The following is a 21756-nucleotide window of genomic DNA, read 5'->3' on the forward strand; positions in this document are numbered from 1 at the left end:
TCTTCTCCATTCGGTATGTCTGCTGTGGGGATGCGCACCAGATGCGGCTCACTCGCCGGTCCACACCGGTTCGCGTTTCTGCGCGAAGGCTTCGGCGCCTTCGCGGGCGTCCCGGGATGCGAAGACCGGCTCCAGCAACGTGCGCTGCCGGTCGAATGCCTCGGCATCGGTCCAGTCGGCCGACTCGACGAGGATTCGCTTCGTGGCGGCAACGGCCAGCGGTCCGTTACGGCAGATGCGCGCCGCGAGGTCGAGAGCGCCGTCGAGTGCCGCACCAGGCTCCACCAAGCGATTGACCAGACCGTAGCGGTGGCCGAGCTCGGCCGAGAAGGTCTCTCCGGTCAGTGACAACTCCATCGCGATCTGGTAGGGAATGCGCCGCGGTAGCCGTAGCAATCCGCCGCCACCCGCGACGAGCCCGCGCTTGACCTCGGGCAGACCGAAGGCCGCAGTACGCGACGCGACGATCAGGTCGGTCGCCAGTGCCAGTTCGGTGCCCCCGGCCAGAGCGAATCCCTCGACCGCCGCGATAACGGGCTTACTCGGCGGGGCCTCGGTGAAACCGAGGCCCCGACCTTCGACAGCGATATTTTCACCAGCAAGAAACGCCTTGAGATCCATACCGGCGCAAAAGTTCTCGCCGGCGCCGGTCAGCACACCCACCGAGAGATCGGCGCTCTTGTCGAGCAGCTCCATAGCGTCGGCCAGACCGTGGCTGACCTCGGCGTTGATGGCATTGCGGGCCGCGGGCCGGTTGATCGTGATGACCAGGACACGCTCGCGCTGCTCGACGAGGAGGGCCGCCGTCCGAGATGGCGCGGACACGTCGGAAGTTCCCATGGTCAGACCCGCTCGTAGATCGTCGCGTTGGCGGTCCCGCCACCTTCGCACATCGTCTGCAAGCCGTATCGCCCACCAGTCCGGATCAGGTGATGGATGAGTGTGGTCGCCAGGCGAGCGCCGGAACAGCCGAGCGGATGCCCCAACGCGATTGCGCCGCCCAGCGGATTGAGTTTCGCCTCGTCGGCGCCGGTCTCGATCTGCCAGGCCAGCGGGACAGGCGCGAAGGCCTCGTTGACCTCGAAGGCGTCGATATCGCTGATGCTCAGCCCGGACTTACGGAGGGCCAGCGCGGTCGCCGGGATCGGACCGGTGAGCATCTTGACCGGATCATCGCCGGTCACCACCGCGGTGTGTATCCGGGCGAGCGGGGGCAGACCGAGGCGCGCGGCGTTCTCCGAGGTCGTCACGAGCACGCCTGCCGCCCCGTCGGAGATCTGGGAGGCATTTCCGGCGCTGATAACCCCGCCCTCCTTGAAGGGCGTTTTCAGAGTGGCGAGTTTGTCGACGGTGGACCCTCGACGGATCCCCTCGTCCGATTTCACGGTGCCGGCCCCGGTGTCGACCGCGACGATCTCGGTCTCGAAATAGCCGGCGTCCTGCGCGGCGGCGGCCCGCTCGTGCGAGCGAACGGAGTATTCGTCCAGCTGCGTGCGCGACAGTTTCCATTGATCGGCGATCACCTCGGCGCCGTAGCCCTGGTTGAACGCACCACCGAAGCCGGGGTCGGTCAAACGGTCGGCGTAGCGGGTGACCGCAGGTCCTCCCATCTCGCCGGTTCCCGGCACATTGGAGGCCCCCATCGGTATGGCCGACATCATCTCGACGCCGCCGGCAAACACGACGTCGGCTTGGCCGGAGATGACGGCCGCGGCGGCGGTGGAGATGGCCTGCTGGGACGAGCCGCACTGCCGGTCGATGGTGAAGCCGGGGACGGATTCCGGCCAGCCGGCGGCGAGCACCGCCATGCGGCCGATGTTGCCGGACTGCTGGCCGACACTCATCACGTTGCCCCAGTGCACGTCGTCCACGACGGCGGGATCGATACCGGTTCGCTCGGCGATCGATTTCAGTATCAGGGCCGACAACTCGACGGCGTGCACATCGGCAAGGCCACCTTTGCGCTTGCCGATCGGTGTGCGCAGAGCCTCGACGATTACAGCGTCACGCATCTGGAAGTCCTCTCGTGTCCGATCATCGCCCGGAACCCGGCCATGGCATCACCGTGTCCGAAACTATTAATTAAATAATTACACTCTAGCCCGCTCACCTGGCAAGCGCGTGGACCGACGAGCCAACCGCCTTACCCCCAGGACAACCCCATAGCAACGTTGCCGGGACAGGGTGGGTCCAGCGGTGAGCGCAGTTCGCGGCACCTCTCGGAAATCGAAGCGCCGGCGGGGCAGTCGAGCTCGGCGCCGAGCGGAGCATGTGTCTACGCTCGACGGCGCAGCCCTTCGGCGGTGGCCTCGCCGGTCCGCCGGATCGCCCGAGAAGCGGTGGTCGCACCGCTCTCGGGCAAGCCGTCCCGGCTGTACACCAACCGAAGCGCACCGGGGCGCGGGGCGGTGAGTGGACACCGGTCGACATCGAGTGTCGCCCGAACCAGGGCGTGCGGCTCCGCCGGCAGCAGCACGTCCGCACCGGGCAGCGCACCCAGCTCCAGCAGGGCCCGCCGGGCCGCATCTACGGGGACTTCGAGCCACTCCGCCAACTCGTCCGAACTGATCTCCAGGACCGGAAGGTCCCAATCGAGCATCAGGTTCACGATCGCGATCACCGGTGCCGGACAGTCCTCGGCGGCACAATAGGACGATTCCTGGGCGGAGACGTGGTTCATCAGCATTGATTCCTCTCGCAGACCATGATCCCGGTCACATGTCCACGGTGCCCGACGGAACGCCGGGCCGACCCCGTGAAAACACCTGGATTCACTACTCGGTCGGTCGAAGAGGGCGACCGCAGCCGGAATCAGCCCGCCGCTGGGACTGCCGACACCGCCCCGGTGCCGATCGCCACCGCGACGACCACTCCGTCCGGCCGCAGGACCTCGGTGCGCAGCGTCCACAACCGCCTGCCCTTGCGCACGTATGCGGAGCGGAAGCGCAGAAAATCTTCCCCGGGCGCGGGTCGCAGGTAGGAGACGCTCAACCCCAGTGGCCGCAGCGTCGCGCCGGGCGCGCGATGGCAGCGCTCCTGCGCGAGCTGGGCGAGTGCCATGACGACACCACCGTGCACCACACCCCGAGAGTTGAGCATGTCCCCGACGACATCCACCCGCGCCGAGCCATCGGCCTCGGAATGGACCCGGAGAATCGACGGGTCCATCGGGGACGGCGGGTTCTTGTCGCCGTAGCAGGGTGGGGGCTTACCGGCGGTGTCACCGACCATCACGCCCACCGCATGAGCGATCAGAGTTCCCTGGTCGTCCCGAAATTCGGCACGCCCGGTTCCGAATTCGCGGGTCACACCCAGCGCGACGGCGCTGACGTCGAGGTGACGGGCACCCGGCGCGACCGGGGCCAGCTGGTCCACCCGCAGTTCTACGGTGACGCCGGTGGGCGAGCCCGCCGGATGAGCGAATACCGCGGTCGCCACCGCGCTATCGGCCGCCACCGCCAGCAGCGCCGGCGACAGCCGGCCGGCGTCGAGCGAACCCGGCGGCAACGGCGCACGAAGTTCCGTCCGGCCGAGACCGACCCTCCGCGCGGTGAGTCCGACGCCGGCCTCGACCGGGCTCAGCGGCAGAAACTCCCCCGTCATGGTCCCTGCGGTCATGAGCGGCACCGCATGGCCGTCGCGCCCACGACCACTACAGGCCCATCGAGCGGCCGATGAGATCCTTCATGATCTCGTTGGTTCCGCCGTACACGCGTTGAACGCGTGCGTCCCGCCACAGCCGTGCGATCTCGTACTCGTTCATGTACCCGTAGCCGCCGTGCAGCTGCAGGCACCGGTCCAGGATCTCCCATTGGGTTTCGGTGGTCCACCACTTCGCGCCCGCCGCTTCCTGCGCGGTCAGCTCACCGGCGTTCAACGCGGCGATGCACTGGTCGAGATATGTCCACATGACCTCGAGCTTGGTCTGCATCTCGGCCAGGGCATGGCGGTTGACCTGGAATGTGCCGATCGGCTGGCCGAATGCCTGGCGTTCACGCGCATAGGGCAGGGTCAGGTTGTAGGCGCGCTGCGCACCGGCCACCGCGTGGACGGCGATCCCGAGTCGCTCCTTCGGCAGGTTGCGCATCAGATGGTAGAAACCCTTGTTCTCCTCGCCGATCAGGTTCTCCACTGGCACTCGGACGTCCTCGAAGTGCAGCTCGGCGGTGTCGGCGGAATGCTGGCCGATCTTGTCCAGCTTGCGGCCTTTGGTGAAGCCCGGCGTACCCGCCTCCACGACGATCAGGCTGACGCCCTTGTGCCCGGCCTCCGGATCGGTCTTGCACGCCACCACCACCAGGTCGCACAGCAGACCGTTGGAGATGAACGTCTTCGAGCCGTTGATGACGTAATGATCTCCGTCGCGCCGGGCCGTGGTGCGTATGCCGCGAAGATCCGAACCCGCGCCGGGTTCGGACATCGCGATGGCGGTGATGAGCTCACCCGAGACCATGCCCGGAAGCCAGCGCTGCCTCTGTTCCTCGGTGGTCAGCTCGAGGAAGTACGGCATCAGGATGTCGTTCTGGACGCCGAAGCCCACACCGACCGAGCCCGTGAGCCAGTACTCCTCGTTGAGCACCGCATTGAACCGGAAGTCCTTGATTCCCGCACCGCCGTACTCTTCGGGTGCCTCCCAGCAGAGCAGACCCAACTCCCCTGCCCGCAGCCATACATCACGACTCGTGTGACCGGCCTTCTCCCATTCGTCGACGTAGGGCACGCATTCCTTCTCGTAGAAGGTGCGTGCGGTCTGCCGAAACTGCTCGTGCTCCGGTTCGAGAATCGTGCGTCGCATAATCTGGCCGCCATCCTTTCATTCAGTTAACTCATTATACTGTCCGATGTGAGGAGTGAGGAAGATACCCATGTATGTCGACGTAAAACTGGCAAAGCCCGCACCGGGGACGGACAGCCTGGACGCACTGGCCGAGGAAGGCCGTAGGGCCGAGAGCGAGGGATACGACGCGCTGTGGAGCGCAGAGTCCTCAGGCGACCCGTTCCTGCCGCTGGTCCCCATGGCACAAAGCACCGGACACCTGAAACTCGGCACGGCGGTCGCGGTAGCCTTCGCCCGGAATCCCATGTCGCTGGCCTACACGGCACATCATCTGCAACTGCTCAGCGGCGGCAGACTGCTGCTCGGACTCGGCACTCAGATCAAACCGCACATCGAACGCCGATTCGGGATGCCGTGGAGCAATCCCGCACGGCGCATGCGGGAATTCGTCGATGCGCTGCACGCGATCTGGACCTGCTGGCAGACCGGTGGCCCGTTGGATTTCCATGGTGAGTTCTACACCCACACCCTCATGACCCCGTTCTTCGCACCCGAACCGAGCCGTTGGGGTCCCCCGAAGGTCTACCTCGCGGCCGTGGGCGACCGGATGACCGAAGTAGCCGGCGCGGTGTGCGACGGCCTGCTACCGCACCCGTTCACCACCGAGCGGTTCCTGCGCGAGCGGACTGTGCCGACGCTACAGAAGGGGCGGCAGAACGCCGGGCGCGACCTGCGCGACTTCTCCATCAGCCTGTCCGGATTGGTGGTGACGGGCGCGACCGAGGAAGACATGGCTCGTGCCGCCGCAGCGGTGCGCGACCAGATCGCCTTCTATGGCAGTACACCCACCTATCAGCCCGTCCTCGCCCTGCACGGATGGGAAGAGCTGGGCCGTGAACTAACGAGGCTGTCCAAGGGCGAGGACGATGATCGTTGGCGACGCATGGGCGAACTCATCGACGACGAGGTGCTCGACACCTTCGCCGTGGTGGCCGAGCCCGACCGGCTCGGCGCGGCCGTGCAGGCCCGATTCGGCGACCTCGTGGAACGCTTCAGCTTCTACGCCCCTTACGACCACGACCCGGCAATCTGGCTGCCCGCGGTTGCGGAACTGAACGCGCGCTCCTGACAAGGCGACAGCACGCGGAGTCCACCGAACGCTCGCTCCGCGATGCAGCCATGGTGATCAGCTCCGCGCGGCACCTGCCCCGGTCACGAACACGGGAGCACGCTTCTCGAGCGCGGCCGCGGCCGCCTCGCGCTGATTCGGTGCGCCGGTAACGGTGCGCAGCGCGGCCTGTTCGGCCGCCAGCCCCTCGGCGAACGACGGCGCCGCCAGAATCGTGGTCAGCGCGCGAACCGCGTCCGGGTTTCGGGCGGCCACCGTGCGGGCCAACTCCATTGCGGCAGTGAGAGGTTCGGCGACCGACCTGGTAGCCAGACCGATTCGCTCGGCTTCCACACCGTCGACCCGCCGGGCGGTCAGGATCATCTCGGCGGCGACATCCGATCCCACCAGGCGGGGCAGCAGTTGTGTGCCACCCATATCCGGCGCCACCCCCCAGTTCAACTCGAGCAGGCCGAGCGTGGCAGTGGGAGCCACGAACCGGATATGCGCGGCGAGCGCGAGCTGGAGGCCACCGCCGAGCGCCGGGCGGTGCACCGCCGCGATCACCGGGACCGGAAGGTTGCGGAATCCGAGCACCGCGCGCTGTCCGCGGGTCAGCTCCGGGTCGCCGTCACCGGCGAGCTCCGCGGCCTGGACATCGGAATCCGCCGGGCGGAACGCACGCCCCTCGGCCATAGCGCGGAAGGCGTCCAGGTCGAGGCCGGCGCAGAAGCCGCGACCGCGACCCGAGAGCACTACGACCCGCAGATCCGGCTCCGCGCGCAGCTCGGCGGCCGTACCGATCAACGCGGTGAACATCTCGTCGTCGAGAGCGTTCAGTTTCTCCGGGCGATTGAGCCGCACATCCGCGATCCCATCGGTGATCGTCCACTCGACCCGCGCTGCAGCCTCACTCATGTCGGTCCTCCTCGATCGGGTGAGTGCGGGATTGTCACGCATCCACCAGCCACCACGAATTAATAGTTATATCATTTAGTCCTCAACATATGAGGAGGAAAAATGCCCGGGACTCCCTTCGGCAGCGCCGACCCCGCGCAGCTCGCGGTCATCGTCGAACCGGCCGGTCAGGTCGTTACCTACGGCGAGCTGGAGGCTCGGTCGAACCAGGCCGCACATCTGTTCCGTGACCGTGGTCTGACAGCGGGAAGTTGTGTGGCGATCCTCGCCGACAACCGAGCGGAATACTTCGAACTGGTATGGGGCGCCCAACGTGCCGGGCTGTACTACGTCGGTATCAATACCCATCTCACCGACGACGAGGCCGCCTACATCCTGCGCGACAGCGGTGCTCAGCTGGTGGTCGCCTCGGACGCGCTGGCCCCCCTCGCGGATGCGCTGCTGGCCGACCCCGCACTAGCGCCGCACGGTCGCCTGATGATCGGTACCGCGCACGACGGGTGGGAAAGCTACGAGCAACAGCGCTCGTTACGGCCGCACACCCCGATTCCGGACGAGTCCGAGGGAGATTTCCTGCTGTACTCGTCGGGCACCACGGGTCGTCCGAAAGGTATCCGCCGGCCGTTGTCCGGCCTGCCCCTGGGCAGCCACCCCGACGTGCCGGGACGGTGGCTGCGTGAGCTGCTCGAATTCGCGCCGGGCGATGTCTATCTGTCCCCCGCCCCGCTCTACCATGCCGCGCCACTCGCCTGGACCATGGGCGTACACCGCAGCGGAGGCACGGTGGTGGTCCTCGAACGTTTCGACGCCGAGCGGGCCCTCGCCGCGATCGCCACCCACCACGTCACCCACAGTCAGTGGGTGCCCACCATGTTCGTGCGCATGCTGAAGTTGCCCGCCGAGATGCGCGCCCGATACGACCTGTCGAGCCTGCGCCATGCCGTCCATGCCGCGGCCCCGTGCCCGGTCGACGTGAAACGAGCGATGATCGACTGGTGGGGGCCGATCTTCTTCGAGTTCTACTCCAGCACCGAGGGGGTGGGCGCCACGACCATCACCTCACAGGAATGGCTGCGCAAGCCAGGGTCGGTCGGCAAGCCGATACTCGGGCGGCCGTATATCACCGATGACGAAGGCAACGAACTGCCCGACGGAGAAGTCGGCACGGTCTGGTTCGCCGACAGCGGCGAGTTCTCCTATCACGGCGATCCGGGAAAGACCGCGGCCGCCCGCGACGCCCGCGGCGGGGCATCCGTGGGCGATACCGGGTTCCTGGACGAAGACGGTTACCTTTTCCTCACCGACCGCCGGACCCACCTCATCATCTCGGGCGGGGTCAATATCTATCCCCGCGAGATCGAGGACGTCCTGTTGATGCATCCCTCGGTCGCCGACGTGGGGGTCGTCGGGCTGCCCGACCCGGAGATGGGCGAACGCGTCACCGCGGCCGTGCAACTGCAGGACCCGGAGGCGGCCGGCCCGGACCTCGCCGCCGAACTGATCTCCTTCGCCCGGGCGAAGTTGGCGGGTTTCAAGGTGCCCCGCGACATCCGGTTTCCCGAGGAATTGCCACGCACCCCGACCGGTAAGTTGCGCAAGCACGAGCTCAAACAGCAACTGATGAATTCGTGATCGACGGGAACGTCGGCGACGGTGAAGCCACCGCCGCCGACGTTCCGGCAATCCTTTTCCGAAGCCCTGTTCAGGCCACTTTCTCGAACACCGCGGCAAGGCCCTGCCCGCCGCCGATGCACATCGTCTCCACGCCGTAGCGGGCATCGCGGCGAACCATCTCTCGCGCCAGTGTGGCGAGAATCCGGCCACCTGTGGCACCGACGGGGTGTCCGAGCGAGATCCCGGACCCGTTCACATTGAGGCGATCGAAATCAGCTGGGGTAAAACCCCATTCGCGAGTGCAGGCCAGCGCTTGCGCCGCGAAGGCCTCGTTGAGCTCGATCAGATCGATCTTCTCCAGCCCGAGTTCCGCCGCCGCGAGCGCACGTTGTACGGAGGGAACGGGGCCGATGCCCATCGTCGCCGGCGCCACCCCGGCCACCCCCCAGGACACCAGACGCACCAGCGGACGTAGGCCCAGTTCTGCCGCCTTGGCGGGATGGGTGACGACGCAGACGGCCGCGCCGTCGTTCTGCCCGGAGGAATTGCCCGCGGTCACCGTCGCCTCGGCGTCGCTCGCGGCGAGTACGGGCCGCAGCCGCGCCAGCTGCTCGACCGAGGAATCGGGGCGGATGTGCTCATCGCGGTCGACAACGGTGTCGCCTTTGCGGCCCCGGACCGTGACGGGCACGATCTCGTCCGCGAACTTGCCCGCGGTCTGCGCCTGTGCGGCGTTGTGATGACTGCGCACGGAGAACTCATCCTGCTCCTGCCGCGAAATGCTGTACTGCCGCCGCAAATTTTCGGCAGTCTCGAGCATCCCGCCCGGAACCGGGAAATTCACCCCGCCGGCGGTCACGCGCCCCCTCGCGAGCGAATCATTGAGCAGCACACCGGGACCCGACTTGGCGCCCCACCGCATCGAGGTCGAGTAGAACGGCGCGGAGCTCATGGATTCAGCACCGCCGGCCAGCACGACCTCGCTGGCGCCGGAAGCAACCTGACCGGCCGCGTACAGCACCGCCTGCAACCCCGAGCCGCACCGGCGGTCGATCTGTAAACCGGTGACGCTCACCGGGAGACCCGCATCGAGCGCTGCCACCCGCCCGATCGCGGGGGCCTCCATCGACGGATAGCAGTTGCCGAGCAGCACATCGTCGACGGCTTCCGGTGGTATATCGGTCCGATCGATGATCGCCTGAATCACCGTCGCCGCCAGCTCGTGGGCGGGCACATCCTTCAGCGCACCGCCGAACCCGCCGACCGGGGTTCGCAGCGGCTCGCAGATTACGGCGTCACGCACCGTCGATCCTCGATTCTTGTTGGTTCGTCGATCACCGGGAGAAAATGGACACTGCGGACGCTCCCGGAGAGCCGTACAGGTGGGTATAGCCGGTCTTGGGGTCGCCGGCGACCTGCCGATCGCCCGCACGGCCCTGCAGTTGCAGCACGATCTCGTAGACCTGCCGCAATCCGGACGCGCCGATCGGCTCACCGTTGGCGATGAGCCCGCCGTCCGTGTTCACCGGAAGCCGGCCGGTGATCTCGGTGGCGCCGTCCGCGATCCACTGCTCCTGTTCGCCGTCCTTGCAGAACCCGTTCTCCGCCATGTGGATCAGTTCCGATCCCGCATCGGTGTCCTGCAACTGCGCGACCCGGATCTCGTCCGGCCCCAGACCCGCCTGCTCGAAGGCAGCCTTGGATGCGTCGACCGTCGGGCTCGGCGCGCCGTCCAACGGCATCGACGGGCTGTTCACGTCGAATGCGCCCGAGCGTCGGCTACGCAGCACCGAAGAGCGGAGATACACCGGTGCGGAGGTGAACTTCGAGGCCAGATCCGCCCGGCACAGCACAACAGCCGCCGCGCCCTCGTCGGGGCTGCAGTACATGTACTGGGTGAGCGGATGGTTCACCACGGGTGCGGCCAGGATCTGCTCGGGCGACAATGGCTTGCGGCGCCACGCGTGCGGCGTGATCGAGCCGTTGCGCAGGTTCTTCGCCGCGATCCGGGCGAGGGCTTCGGTGGAGACCCCGTGGTCGTGGAGGTACCGGGTGGCCTTGGTTCCGAAGAAGTGAGTAGTCAAGAACATACCGGTCTGGCCGTACCACGACGGCAGCCCGAGCACCGAGGGGTCCGCGGCGAACGCACCGCGGGGGTGTTTGTCCATCCCGATCGCCATCGCCACGTCGGCCTCGCCGTGCCGGATCGCCTCCGCGGCCATCTGCAGCGACGTACCTCCCGTCGCGCAGCCGTTGAACACACCGCGCACCGGGATCCCGGTCAACCCCAGCCAGCCCACGATCGCGTCCGGGTTGGACACTTCGTGGCTTCCGACGTAGGCCGTCTGGACCTGCGACCACTGTGCGTTGGCATCAGCCAGGGCCGCACGTGCGGCCTCCGCACCCATCAGCAGAGCCTGTTTGTCGCCGTGCCTGCCGAACGGGTGCAGGCCTACACCCACTACCGCAATGTCGGTCATTCGGTTTCACCTCCAGTGGTATCGGCGGGAGCGAACGCGTAGGTGAGCACTTCGGTGCCGTCGGCGCGAACCGTGTACGGCACGACCACCATTTCCATCGGCTGGCCGATCCGCAGTTTCGCCGGGTCCGATTGGGTGAGCCTGGCCTGCACCAACAGCTCCCCGGGCAGCTCGATGTAGCCGAGTGCGTACGGAACGAACGCCTCCGAGGTGTCGTTGCCGTCGTAGGGCGGCGACGGGGGCCGGAACTGCTGTGTGGTGAAGCTCCACAACGTCCCGCGGTTGCCCAGCAGACGTTCCGGCGCACCGGGCTCCGCGGGAAAGGACAGGACGCCGTCTCGTTCCGAGGCGATCAACCGTGGATCGTCGGAGGGCCAGGTGAAGACCCCCTCGGCGACAGGTACTTGCGTGGTCATAGAGGCTATCGTAACAATTGTTTAGCTATTTATCTACCTACCAGCATTCCGCGACCGTGTGTATCGGGTCGCTATATGGTGCAATGTGATACCTACTACCGGAAGGCGCAACTAATGACCGCACTCGATGCAGGCGCACTGCTGTTGCGGGTGATCGCAGGACTTACCATGGCCGCTCACGGCTATCAGAAGTTCTACTCCGGCGGACGGATCCCGGGAACCGCTCGATGGTTCGACAGCATCGGAATGCGGCCGGGACGGTTACACGCCGTCGCGGCGGCCGGCACCGAGGTCGGGGCCGGCATCATGTTGGCGCTCGGCCTGCTCACCCCGCTCGCCGGCGCGGGATTCGTCGGATTGATGCTGGTCGCCGCGTGGACTGTGCATCGCGCCAACGGGTTCTACTCGGTCAACTCCGGCTGGGAATACAACCTTGTGCTCGCGGCCATCGGCGTCGCTCTCAGCACCACCGGCCCCGGGGAGTGGTCGCTCGACGGCGTGCTGGGGCTCACCGACCCACTGTCGGGCCTGCCCGGATTCCTGTTCTCGGCGGTTGGTGGTTCGGCCGCGGGGGCAGCGCTGTTGTGGGCTTGCTATCGGCCCGTACCCGCGGAGGCCCGGTGAACGACCGACTGCAGATCGGCGACGAAGCGCCGGCCGCGCGCTCGGGGCCGCTGGCCGGGCTCACGGTGGTCAGCCTCGAGCAGGCGGTTTCCGCCCCGTTGTGCACTCGCACCCTGGCCGATCTCGGCGCCCGGGTAATCAAGATCGAGAATCCGGCGGGGGGTGATTTCGCCCGCGACTACGACGAGGTGGTCCACGGAATGGCGGCACACTTCGTCTGGCTCAATCGCGGCAAGGAATCGGTCACGCTCAACCTCAAGTCGCCGGAGGGGCTCGAAGTCCTGCACCGGCTGCTCGCCGATGCCGACGCGTTCGTCACGAATCTGGCTCCGGGCGCCACGGCCCGGCTCGGGCTGGACGCCGAATCCCTGGAACTGACGTACCCCAGGTTGGTGACTTGCGAGATCTCCGGATACGGCAGTGGTGGACCGCTGTCGGACAAGCGCGCCTACGATCTGCTCGCACAGGCGGAGTCCGGCGCATGCTCGATCACCGGACTCCCCGGGGAGCCGGCCAAGCCCGGTCCCCCGGTAGCGGACGCCTGCACCGGGCTCTACGGTGTGATCTCGATTCTGGCCACACTTCAGGCCCGGGGCCGAACCGGGCACGGCGGGAAGACTGCGGTAAGCCTGTTCGACACCATGACCGAGCTGATGGGCTACGCCTTGACCTGGAGCGGGTACACAGGCCAGGACCAGGAACCGGTGGGTATGGGGTCGCCGTCGGTCGCGCCCTACAGCTCCTACGCGACGAGCGATGGCCAGGTCGTCGTACTCGGCACCACGAACGACCGCGAATGGCAGCGGCTGGCCACCGAGCTGCTCGGCCGCCACGACCTGGCAACCGATGAACGGTATCGGGACGGTCCAGGGCGGGTAGCCCACCGCGCCGAGCTGGACCGAGTGATCGGCGACTGGTGCGCCCGTCACACGCTGGCCCACATCCAGAAATCCGCCGACACCGCCGGGATCGGCAACGCGCGCTACAACACGACCACAGATGTCGTGGCCCACCCGCATCTGGCGGCCCGGGGCAGGTGGCGGGAGGTGAGCTCACCGGTAGGCCCGGTGCGCACATTGCTGGCACCCCCGGTGCTCGGCGGATACGATCCGGTCCTCGGCCCGATTCCCGCTCTCGGCGAGCACACCGACACCGTTCTCCGCGGTCTCGGCCTGGCCGGGGAAGACCTCGCTCGACTCCGCGCCGCGGGCGCGATAGGTCCCGCCTACGCCGGTTCGGCCAGCTGAAGGCGACGACCCGGTGACCCCTGCTCGGCGCCTGTATCCGCCCGGAGTGGGAAATGACCGGTACTTGATAAAGTTACTTGCGCTAGAAACCTTCATTTCGAGAACTTCTATCAAGGCAGAGTGGGGCACGACGTGAGCACGCTCAGGGAACGCAACCGCATCCGGGCGCGCAACGACATCACCGCGGCGGCGCTCGTCCTGTTCGCGGAGCAGGGGTACGACGCCACCACGGTCGAGCAGATCGCCCGCGCCGCGCGACTGTCGAGCGCGACGGTGTTCCGGCATTTCCCCAGCAAGGAGGACATCCTCTTCGGGGACGAAGACGACTCCGCGAGGACCATGGTCGAGTACGTGGCAGCGCGCTCGGATTCCTCGGTCGACGTCGCCGCACTGGAAGAACCGATTACGAAGTTCGCGGCCGAACTCCAGGACGAACGCACGCAGACCCTGACTCGGCTGGTCATGACCACCCGATCGCTCGAGGCCCGCAGCCTGCGTACCCGACTGCGATGGGAACGCGAGATCGCTCGGCAACTCGCCACTGAAGAAGGCGCGGCGACGCCCACGCTTCGACACACCCTGGTCGCGTCGATCGCCGTGTCCTGCCTCAGTGCGGCATTGCGCTACTGGGACAGGTTCGATCCGTCCTCGAGCCTCACCGATCTCGTCGAACTGGCCTTCCAGCAGCGAGTGTCCTCGGATCGGTCCCGATGACACCGCGCCCCACCGGTCCGGCCGGCCGCATGTCGATTCGGCCGGCCGGACCGGCCGCGGTTACATGTACCGGCCGCCCGTTACCTCCAGAACCGTGCCGGTGAGGTAGCTGGACAGATCGCTGGCGAGGAACAACGCCACCGAAGCCACCTCGCGCGGCTCACCCGCCCGCTTCATCGGAATCTCCGCCAGTTTCGAGTCCCAGGCGTGCTGTGGCATGGCCTCGGTCATGGCGGTCCGGATGAGTCCGGGCTGGATGGCGTTGACCCGTACCCCCGCACCGGCGAGTTCCTTCGCCGCGGCCTTCGTCAGGCCGACCATGCCCGCCTTGGCAGCGCTGTAGTTGGTCTGGCCGAAGTTGCCGACCTTGCCCGAGATCGACGACATGGTGATGATCGAACCGCGGCCCTGCTCGCGCATCACGGCGCCGGCCGCCCGGGTGCCCAGCCACGCGCCGTAGACGTGGACGTCCAGGACCGTGCGGAAGTCCTCGGAAGTCATCTTCCGCATGGTCTTGTCCCGCGTGATTCCGGCATTGTTGACCATGATGTCCACCGATCCGAAAAGTCGTACGGTGTCGTCGATCAGGGCGGTCATCCCGTCTTCATCCGTAACATCGCACCGTCGCGCCGCTCCACCGAGGCGCTCGGCCGCACGCTCAGCGGCTTCACCGTCGAGATCCGCGAGCATCACCTGAGCGCCGTGCTCGACGAACGTCTCCGCGATCGCCAAGCCCAGTCCTTGGGCACCGCCGGTGACAACGGCGACGCGCCCCTTCAACAGGGTCATTTCGGTTGATCCTCCCTCGCACTAAGCACTTATTCATTGCACTATATACGGGGTTACAGCGAGTGACGCGCGGCACCGTGCTCGGCTATCCACACCGCGACCTGCACCCGGGACGAAAACCCGAGCTTGCCGAGAATATTGACCACATGCCCTTCGACCGTCCGCGGGGAAATCACGAGCTTCGAGGCGATATCGCGGTTGCTGGCGCCGTGCGCGAGCAGGTCGGCGATTTCCCATTCCCGCGGCGTCAACCGCACGTTCTCGGAATCCGCCGACTCGGCGGACGACGCCGGAACTTCGCCCAGTGCGAAGGCGATACTTTCGGCGACCGGTGCCCGGACCCCCGCCTCGAATTGCGCCCGGAACGCCCGCTCGCCCAACGCTCGGACCGCCTGATCGCGGCATCTCTCGTGGTGACGCACCGACTGCAGGTCGAACAGCGCATCGGTCGTCCGCCACAGCGCATCTGTGCTGCCGAGCAACCTTGCCGCCCGCGCATGCTCGGCGCGTGCCTCGGCGATCCACGCCAGGGTTTCGATACACCGGGCGATCCCCACGGGGTTGCGGAATTCGCAGTTCAGTCGCAGGCTTTCCAACGCCCGCACAGCAGCCTCGTCGGTCTGGCCTTCGTACAAGCAGAGGTTGGCCAGTTCCCACAGTGCCTCGGCCCGATGCCAATGCTCGTCGTGGCGCTCGCACACGGCTAGCGACTCCCGACACAGCCGCATCCCGGCCGCCGGGTCGCCGAGCTGGTAGACCGCCTTGCCCTTGTGCAGCAGGAGCAGTGCGAGAGCCAGCGGGTCGTCGTGCACCAGCGACTCGAGCGCCTGGTCGAAGAGCTCGATGGCCTCCGTCGAGGCGCCCAACGACATTCGGAGCGCACCGAGGAAAACAGTGGCCATTGCCTCTTCGTGGCGAGCGCCGATGAGCTGCGCGGTCTGCTGCCCGCGGCGTAGGAGCCGCTCGGCTGACTCGAAATCACCCTGATTCCCCGCACACTGGCCGGAAATCCACAGCAGGATCGCGCGTTCGGTGCAGTCCTCGTCGAGGACGGCCAGCACACGGTCGATCCACAGCCTTCCCTCTCCGAGCCGGCCGGTCAGCAATGTCTCCCCGCCGAGGCCGCTTGCGATAACCGCGGCCGCGCGAGCATCCGTAGGTTCGCCGAGACAGAAGTCGATCGCGGCTCGGAGGTTGTCGCGTTCGGCGCGAACCCACGCCATGGTGTCGTATTGGCCCGGACCGAACCAGTGCGGGTAGCGTTCGACGAGCCGGTCACGGAAATAGTCGCGATGCCGCCGACGTAGGTTCTCCTCGTCCCCGCTCGCGGCGATACGCTCCTGACCGAAGGCCCGGATGGTCTCCAGCATCCGATAACGCACCTCCGACGACTGGCGTACCGTAACGACGATTGATCGATCGACGAGCCGAGCCAGCAGGTCGAGAACATCCTCCCGCGCGACGATGGTTCCCGCGCAGATCGCCTCGGCCGCAGGGGCGCTGAAGGACCCAGAGAAGACCGTCAGCCGCGACCACAACTCTCGCTCAGCGGGGGTGCAGAGGTCGTAGCTCCACCCGATCAACGAATGCAGACTGCGCTGGCGGGGGGCGGCGAGCGCGCTATCGGTACGCAGCAGCTGAAATCGTCCATCGAGTCGGCTCAGGATCTGTTGCGGAGACAGATGGCGGATCCGCGCGGCAGCCAGTTCCAGAGCCAGCGGCAACCCGTCGAGACGCCGGCACAACCCGGCAACCGCCGCGGCATTGTCGGCCGTGAGCGCGAAGCCGGTTTCCACAGCAGTAGCGCGCTCGAGAAACAGGCGCACCGCATCGCAGCGCGCCAGCTCATCGAGGTTTTCATCCCCCGCAGCCGGCACCCGCAGCGGCTGCACGCTCCGAATATGTTCACCTTTGACCCCGAGCGGCTGGCGGCTGGTCACCAGCATTTTCAGGTGCGACGCCGCCTTGAGCAACGTGTCGACCAGTTCCGCGCATGCCTCGCTCAGGTGCTCGCAATTGTCGAGGACCAGCAACATCGCCCGATCCGCCAGTTGCCGTCCGAGCAGCCCCGGCGCCCAGCGCGAGGATCCGGTGGGCAGCTCGAGCACCGATGCCACTGTGGAGGCAAGCAGTTCCGGGTCCTGCAACGGTGCGACGTCCACGAACCACACGCCGTGCGGGAACGCGCGTTGGAGGTCCGCGGCCACCTGCAGCGCAAGCCTCGTCTTGCCCACCCCTCCCGGCCCGACCAGAGTGACGAGTCTGGAGGATTCCATCGCGTGGCGGACGTCGCCCAGTTCCAGGTTTCGTCCGACGAACTCGTCCAACCGGGCGGGCAGATTGCCGACTGGTCCCTTTCGTGCGGACACCACCCAGAAGCCTCCTCATGAAGCCCGATCAGATCGGTGACGGATGCGCCGGCACCCGACACTGTGACCTTAACCTCTCAATTCGAGAGAAGCTATCGATCCAGCGGTCACCGCACCCGTCCCCCATGCAACTGCCACCGTCCGACCGGACCGGTCGAGAATCACGGTACGCACGATCCACAGGCGGCGCCCACGCCGTTCGAGCGAAGAGCGCAACACGAGGTGCCGGTCATCGAGTGCCGGCCGGAGATAGTCGATGGTGACCCGCAGCGGCCGGCAACGAACCCCGTGACACTGCTGGAACCACTCCTGAGCCTTGTGCACCAACCCCAGCAGAACGCCCCCGTGGACAGTGCCGCGATCGTTCAGCATATCGCGACGGATTTCCACCTGCACGGAGTCGGAATCGAGCGGCACCAGCCGGGCGTCCGGAGGATCGAAGGATCGTGGGCGTACCCGCGACTGCACCGGTCCACCGTCAGGATCGACGGCCACCACACCCATCGCTTGGGCTACCACGGCCCCCGTGTCGTCTTGGATCGTCGCCCGGCCGGTACCCGTATCCGGCCCGGTCTCGAGCGCCTCCGCAAGTATGTCGAGCGCGGTGGCGCCGGAATCCGGGATGCCGACGTGGTCGATGCACAGCTCGGCCATGACCCCGGCCGCCCGTCCCCTGAGCACCGCGGTCCCCACCGCGGCATCCGCGATGATCGCCAGCGACATCGAATCGACGCGAGACGTATCGGCCGTGGCAAGCGGTCCCAGGGGGATCCGGAACATCACCCTTCTGGAACCGGAGCCGGTATTCGGCTCCGCAGATGGCATCGACGTGCCGGACGCGCCCGCACAGCCCCCGCATTCCGAATTCGTCAGCTCTGTTCTCATGACCACCCAACTACTAGAACTCGTGCGCCGGAGGCACGTCGAGGTAGCGTCGGCCGGCGATATCGACGACTCTCGGTTCGATGGTCACCAGTGGCCGCGCCGCCGCGACCGCCAGTTTGTCCACGTCGGCGAGCCCCGCCAAGCTCCGGCAGGTGTGACTCGTCGGCGCCATCATCGCGAGTTCGCCGGCACGCGCAGCGTCGGCGGCCGCCCGAACCGGGAGCCACAGTGTTCGATCCGCTTCGCGCGGCAGCGCCCCGATCCGCTGGCCTTGCGGCAGTGCCGCGACGAAGAAGCGGGTATCGAACCTGCGGGGTTCGTGCGCCGGGGTGATCCAGTGCGCCCACGCGTGCAGCAGATCAGCGCGCAGCATTAGCCCTTGCGCCAGGAGGAAGTCCCGCAACGACAACTGTTTCGCTTCCAGAGCGATGCGCGCATCCTGCAGTGCCGCGGTCGACGTGTCTGCAACAACGGTGACCCCGTTCGGACCGGCGAGCAATACTCCGGTTTCCTCGAATGTCTCCCGGACCGCAGCGACGACAAGGGAACGGGCGAGTTCCGGCGAGCACCCCAGAATGTCCGACCATTTCTGCGCAGAGGGGCCTGCCCACGGCACGCCGGCCTCCCTGTCGGACTGCTGCACTCCCCCACCCGGAAAAACGTGCATCCCGGCCGCAAAGGCCATGCTGGGCTGCCGACGCAGAAACAGTGACTCCAGCCCGCGTGCGGCGTTCCGCAGCAGCACGACGGTTGACGCGTCACGGGCCTGGACGGCGTTGCCGTCGAATTCCGCCAGCTGTTCGACACCGCGTGGCGACAGCGGGCGTAGCGAATTCGGTCGTTCACCTGTCGCAGCTCCATCCTCCGTGTTCATGTACCACCCACTCCACCAGTCGCGGCCAGTTCGTTCGTGCTGTCCGAGGCGCGTTCCCCGAACCCACACCCAGGCGACTATATAGTTATATAATAGATCTATACCATGCTTGCGCGCTCGCCCGAGGCGCGCACGCGGAAAGGGAGCCGTATGTCCACAACGCGATCCGGCCGGGGCCCTCGGGCATGAACCTCGAATATCCGCCGGAGATGGCGGACTTCTGCGCCGAGATCCGAGCCTTCCTCGCACGCGAGCTCCCCGACGACTGGCGTGGCCTGGGTAACCTGGACGAAGACGACGCACGCTCGTTCACAGCGTGGTGGCGTACTCGGTTGGCCGAATGCGGGTATCTCACCCCGAGCTGGCCGACCGAATACGGTGGTGCCGGCCTGACCCGGCTGCAACAGGTCGTGCTGGCCGAGGAGTTCGCTACCGTCGGCGTGCCGTTGAACGGTAAGAACGACGTGTTCTCGATCAAGATGATCGGCAATCTGCTGTTGCGCTATGGCACCGAGCAGCAGAAGCGGCAATTCCTGCCGCGCATCGTCAGCGGTGAAGACCGCTGGTGCCAGGGCTTCTCCGAACCCGGCGCCGGCTCCGACCTCGCCGGTCTGCGGACACGCGCCCGATTGGACGGCGACACCTGGGTGATCGACGGCCAGAAGATCTGGACGTCGGACGCGCGCACCGCGAACTGGATCTTCGTGCTCGCCCGCAGCGACCCGGACGCCTCCCGGCACCGGGGTATCACCATGCTGCTGGTGCCGATGAACCAGCCCGGTATCACGATCCGCCCGATATCCATGCTCAGCGGCGGCGACAACTTCAACGAGGTCTACTTCGACGGTGTCCGCACCGCCCGGGAGAACGTCGTGATCGGCCCCGGCGAGGGCTGGAAGGCGGCGATGGCTCTGCTCGGCCTCGAACGCGGCGACGAGGCGGCGACCAACCCGATCTACTTCCAGGCCGAGGTCGATCGGCTCATCGCGCTGGCGACCGAACACGGTCGCCACCGAGACGAGGCCGTCCGCGACGATCTCGCCCGGGCCTACACGTGAGCGCAGATCATGCGGTATCTCGGAATGCGAACCCTGACGGGGTGGCTGGCCGGCCGGACGCCGGGCCGCGATTCGTCGATCTCGAAGCTGTATTGGAGCGAGCATCACCGCAAGACGACCGATCTCGCGGTGAATCTGCTGGGCGCCGACGCGCTGGCCCCGACGGGCCGCCAGCCGATCCGGCACTACCGCGCGGACGACCCCGACACCCCCAACTCGTCGGCGTCTTGGGCCGGCACCTGGATGATCGCCATATCGGGGACGATCTACGCCGGCACCTCCGAGATTCAGCGCAACATCCTGGCCGAGTCCGTGCTCGGCCTGCCGAAGGAACCCCGGCCGTCTTGATCGGGTTCACCAGCATTTTTCGCAAACCCCTCGCCCGATCCGGAGAGTCCATGTACGAGGATTACCAGCCTTCCCCACTTCAGACCTGGACCCAGCGCGTTCTGGGCCACCTCCGGCAGGACCCGGAGCGGATCGCATTGGTCGAGGCCACCCCGGACGGTCCACAGACCTGGTCGCGGGCTCGGTTCAGCACGATGATCGCCGGCGGGGCCGAGTTGCTGCGCGGAGAATCGGATACACCCGGTGAGCTGGTACCGGCGCTGCTGACCACCCGGCCGAACTCGATTGCCCTACTGGTCGCCGGGGCGGTGGCGAACCGCCCGCTCGCACCCCTGGCACCGCGGATGACGGAGCCCGAACTGGTCGCCTGTCTTGCCCAGCTGGACGGGGATCTGCTGGTCACCGAACCCGAGTACGCCGACCTCGCCACCCGCCTCGCGGCCGAAACCGGTAGGCGACTGGTCGTGGTCGAGGGCGAACTCGCCGGGGACGGCCCGCTGGAACCGAATATCGACCCGGACCGGGTCGTGCTGGCGATGCACACCTCCGGAACAACCGGACTGCCCAAGCGCGTCGAGGTGAAGGAATTCCCGCTCGGACGCCGGGCCGACGTCAACGGCTATCTCCTCGGTCTGCAACCGGAAGATCGAGTCGTCACGACGTCCCTGTTCCATCATGTCGGTGGTCTCGGAAATATCGCGGTGGCACTCGGTAACGGCGTCTCGCTGGCGGTGTTCCCGGCGTTCTCGGTCGAGGCGTGGAAGGCGCTCGAAGCCGCGCGTCCCACCCACGCGGTGACGATCCCCTCGGTTTTCGAGATGTTGCTGTCGGCGGGCGCCCTGACATCGAGCAGTCTGCGAGTGCTCGGCTACGGTGGTGCGCCCATCCACCCTGAGACAATGCGGCGGATCCAGCTCGTCATGCCGGACGCGAAATTCGTCAATCTGTTCGGTCAGACCGAGGGCTCCCCAGTGGCCGTACTGCTTCCGGAGGACCATCGGCTCGCCGCCGGCCCCCGCCCGGAACTGCTGAAGTCGGTGGGCCGGGCGGCACCCGGTACGGAGCTGCGGATCAACGATCCGGACGAGGAGGGCATCGGCGAGGTGTGGGGGCGGGCTCCGCACTCGTTCCTCGTCGATTCCGAGGGCTGGCAGCACACCGGCGATCTCGGCCGGATCGACGACGGTTATCTGTATCTGGTCGGACGGCGGGGCGACAAGATAATCCGGGGCGGCGAGAACGTGTATCCGCTCGAGGTCGAACAGGTGCTGCTCACGCACCCGCAGGTGCAGGAGGCGATTATCGTCGGGGTGCCGGACCGGCGGCTGGGTGAAACCATCAAGGCCTATATCGTCGCCGCCGAAACCGAACCCGACTCCGAGGCGCTGCGCGCCTACACTCGTGCCCGGCTTGCCGGATTCAAGGTGCCGGCGGCATGGGAGTTCATCGCCGACATGCCACGCAACCCGAACGGCAAGATTCTGCGCCGGGTACTCACAGACCGCGCCGCAGCCGAGGTCGGCATCTGATATTCG

The 21756-nt window shown here is 66.9% G+C and carries 19 protein-coding genes and 1 pseudogene; 7 read left to right on the top strand and 13 right to left on the bottom strand.

The genetic code is table 11. The features are described from left to right. Nucleotides 1-48 precede the first annotated feature (48 nt). The 5 genes from ACIBW7_RS36185 to ACIBW7_RS36205 all read right to left on the bottom strand — a co-directional run bounded on the left by ACIBW7_RS36185 (nucleotide 49) and on the right by ACIBW7_RS36205 (nucleotide 4795). On the bottom strand, nucleotides 49-840 hold the full coding sequence (locus ACIBW7_RS36185) for a crotonase/enoyl-CoA hydratase family protein (protein ID WP_397054409.1): 792 nt from the start codon (nucleotides 838-840) through the stop codon (nucleotides 49-51). 2 nt (nucleotides 841-842) lie between these two features. Beyond that, nucleotides 843-2012 (bottom strand): thiolase family protein, encoded by a 1170-nt coding sequence (locus ACIBW7_RS36190; RefSeq protein ID WP_397054411.1) that lies wholly within the window; start codon nucleotides 2010-2012, stop codon nucleotides 843-845. Nucleotides 2013-2275: 263 nt separating this feature from the next. Beyond that, nucleotides 2276-2680, bottom strand: a complete 405-nt coding sequence (locus ACIBW7_RS36195) for a hypothetical protein (protein ID WP_397054413.1) — start codon at nucleotides 2678-2680, stop codon at nucleotides 2276-2278. 131 nt (nucleotides 2681-2811) lie between these two features. Then, nucleotides 2812-3618, bottom strand: a complete 807-nt coding sequence (locus ACIBW7_RS36200; protein ID WP_397054415.1) for a hotdog domain-containing protein — start codon at nucleotides 3616-3618, stop codon at nucleotides 2812-2814. 34 nt (nucleotides 3619-3652) lie between these two features. Beyond that, nucleotides 3653-4795, bottom strand: a complete 1143-nt coding sequence (locus ACIBW7_RS36205; protein WP_397054417.1) for an acyl-CoA dehydrogenase family protein — start codon at nucleotides 4793-4795, stop codon at nucleotides 3653-3655. 70 nt (nucleotides 4796-4865) lie between these two features. Between ACIBW7_RS36205 and ACIBW7_RS36210 the strand changes: the two genes are divergently transcribed. Then, entirely contained in the window at nucleotides 4866-5906 is a 1041-nt protein-coding gene (locus ACIBW7_RS36210; protein WP_397054419.1) for a TIGR03617 family F420-dependent LLM class oxidoreductase, read from the top strand. 57 nt (nucleotides 5907-5963) lie between these two features. Here the strand turns inward: ACIBW7_RS36210 and ACIBW7_RS36215 are convergent, their stop codons facing one another. Beyond that, nucleotides 5964-6803 (bottom strand): enoyl-CoA hydratase-related protein, encoded by an 840-nt coding sequence (locus ACIBW7_RS36215; RefSeq protein WP_397054421.1) that lies wholly within the window; start codon nucleotides 6801-6803, stop codon nucleotides 5964-5966. Nucleotides 6804-6905: 102 nt separating this feature from the next. Here ACIBW7_RS36215 and ACIBW7_RS36220 point away from each other — a divergent pair, with 102 nt between their 5' ends. Further along, nucleotides 6906-8435: an acyl-CoA synthetase gene (locus tag ACIBW7_RS36220; RefSeq protein ID WP_397054423.1), complete on the top strand. Its 1530-nt coding sequence runs from the start codon at nucleotides 6906-6908 to the stop codon at nucleotides 8433-8435. A gap of 70 nt (nucleotides 8436-8505) precedes the next feature. Here ACIBW7_RS36220 and ACIBW7_RS36225 read toward each other — a convergent pair whose 3' ends face one another. From ACIBW7_RS36225 to ACIBW7_RS36235, 3 genes are read right to left on the bottom strand one after another with little or no spacing between them, the layout of a single operon-like run. Beyond that, the gene (locus ACIBW7_RS36225) at nucleotides 8506-9720 is read right to left on the bottom strand and encodes an acetyl-CoA C-acetyltransferase (RefSeq protein WP_397054425.1); all 1215 of its coding nucleotides are present in this window, start codon (nucleotides 9718-9720) and stop codon (nucleotides 8506-8508) included. A gap of 31 nt (nucleotides 9721-9751) precedes the next feature. Beyond that, the gene (locus ACIBW7_RS36230) at nucleotides 9752-10897 is read right to left on the bottom strand and encodes a thiolase family protein (protein ID WP_397054427.1); all 1146 of its coding nucleotides are present in this window, start codon (nucleotides 10895-10897) and stop codon (nucleotides 9752-9754) included. Beyond that, nucleotides 10894-11313: a Zn-ribbon domain-containing OB-fold protein gene (locus ACIBW7_RS36235; protein WP_397054429.1), complete on the bottom strand. Its 420-nt coding sequence runs from the start codon at nucleotides 11311-11313 to the stop codon at nucleotides 10894-10896. Before ACIBW7_RS36235 ends, ACIBW7_RS36230 begins: the two co-directional genes overlap by 4 nt. 114 nt (nucleotides 11314-11427) lie before the next feature. Between ACIBW7_RS36235 and ACIBW7_RS36240 the strand changes: the two genes are divergently transcribed. From ACIBW7_RS36240 to ACIBW7_RS36250, 3 genes are all read left to right on the top strand, one after another. Next, the gene (locus ACIBW7_RS36240; RefSeq protein WP_397054431.1) at nucleotides 11428-11937 is read left to right on the top strand and encodes a DoxX family protein; all 510 of its coding nucleotides are present in this window, start codon (nucleotides 11428-11430) and stop codon (nucleotides 11935-11937) included. Next, nucleotides 11934-13184: a CaiB/BaiF CoA transferase family protein gene (locus ACIBW7_RS36245; protein WP_397054433.1), complete on the top strand. Its 1251-nt coding sequence runs from the start codon at nucleotides 11934-11936 to the stop codon at nucleotides 13182-13184. The genes ACIBW7_RS36240 and ACIBW7_RS36245 overlap by 4 nt, the downstream gene beginning before the upstream one ends. 132 nt (nucleotides 13185-13316) lie before the next feature. Beyond that, nucleotides 13317-13898, top strand: coding sequence for a TetR/AcrR family transcriptional regulator (locus ACIBW7_RS36250; protein ID WP_397054435.1), 582 nt, complete (start codon nucleotides 13317-13319; stop codon nucleotides 13896-13898). 60 nt (nucleotides 13899-13958) lie between these two features. On the opposite strand, the gene fabG is transcribed toward ACIBW7_RS36250, so the two are convergent. The 4 genes from fabG to ACIBW7_RS36270 form a co-directional block, all read right to left on the bottom strand. Continuing rightward, entirely contained in the window at nucleotides 13959-14687 is a 729-nt protein-coding gene (fabG, locus tag ACIBW7_RS36255) for a 3-oxoacyl-ACP reductase FabG (protein WP_397054437.1), read from the bottom strand. A 53-nt stretch (nucleotides 14688-14740) separates the two neighbouring features. Beyond that, nucleotides 14741-17056, bottom strand: coding sequence for an ATP-binding protein (locus tag ACIBW7_RS36260; RefSeq protein ID WP_397054439.1), 2316 nt, complete (start codon nucleotides 17054-17056; stop codon nucleotides 14741-14743). Between the two features lie 69 nt (nucleotides 17057-17125). Beyond that, a complete protein-coding gene (locus ACIBW7_RS36265; protein ID WP_397054441.1) occupies nucleotides 17126-17779 on the bottom strand; it encodes a PaaI family thioesterase in 654 nt (217 codons plus the stop codon). Between the two features lie 175 nt (nucleotides 17780-17954). Next, on the bottom strand, nucleotides 17955-18815 hold the full coding sequence (locus ACIBW7_RS36270; RefSeq protein WP_397054443.1) for an NUDIX hydrolase: 861 nt from the start codon (nucleotides 18813-18815) through the stop codon (nucleotides 17955-17957). Nucleotides 18816-19000: 185 nt separating this feature from the next. Between ACIBW7_RS36270 and ACIBW7_RS36275 the strand changes: the two are divergent. Then, nucleotides 19001-20221, top strand: a pseudogene (locus ACIBW7_RS36275) (acyl-CoA dehydrogenase family protein). 50 nt (nucleotides 20222-20271) lie between these two features. Beyond that, entirely contained in the window at nucleotides 20272-21750 is a 1479-nt protein-coding gene (locus tag ACIBW7_RS36280) for a class I adenylate-forming enzyme family protein (protein ID WP_397054445.1), read from the top strand. The last annotated feature ends 6 nt before the right edge of the window (nucleotides 21751-21756 follow it).

It is taken from the genome of Nocardia sp. NPDC049526 (assembly GCF_044465765.1).
GTDB lineage: Bacteria > Actinomycetota > Actinomycetes > Mycobacteriales > Mycobacteriaceae > Nocardia.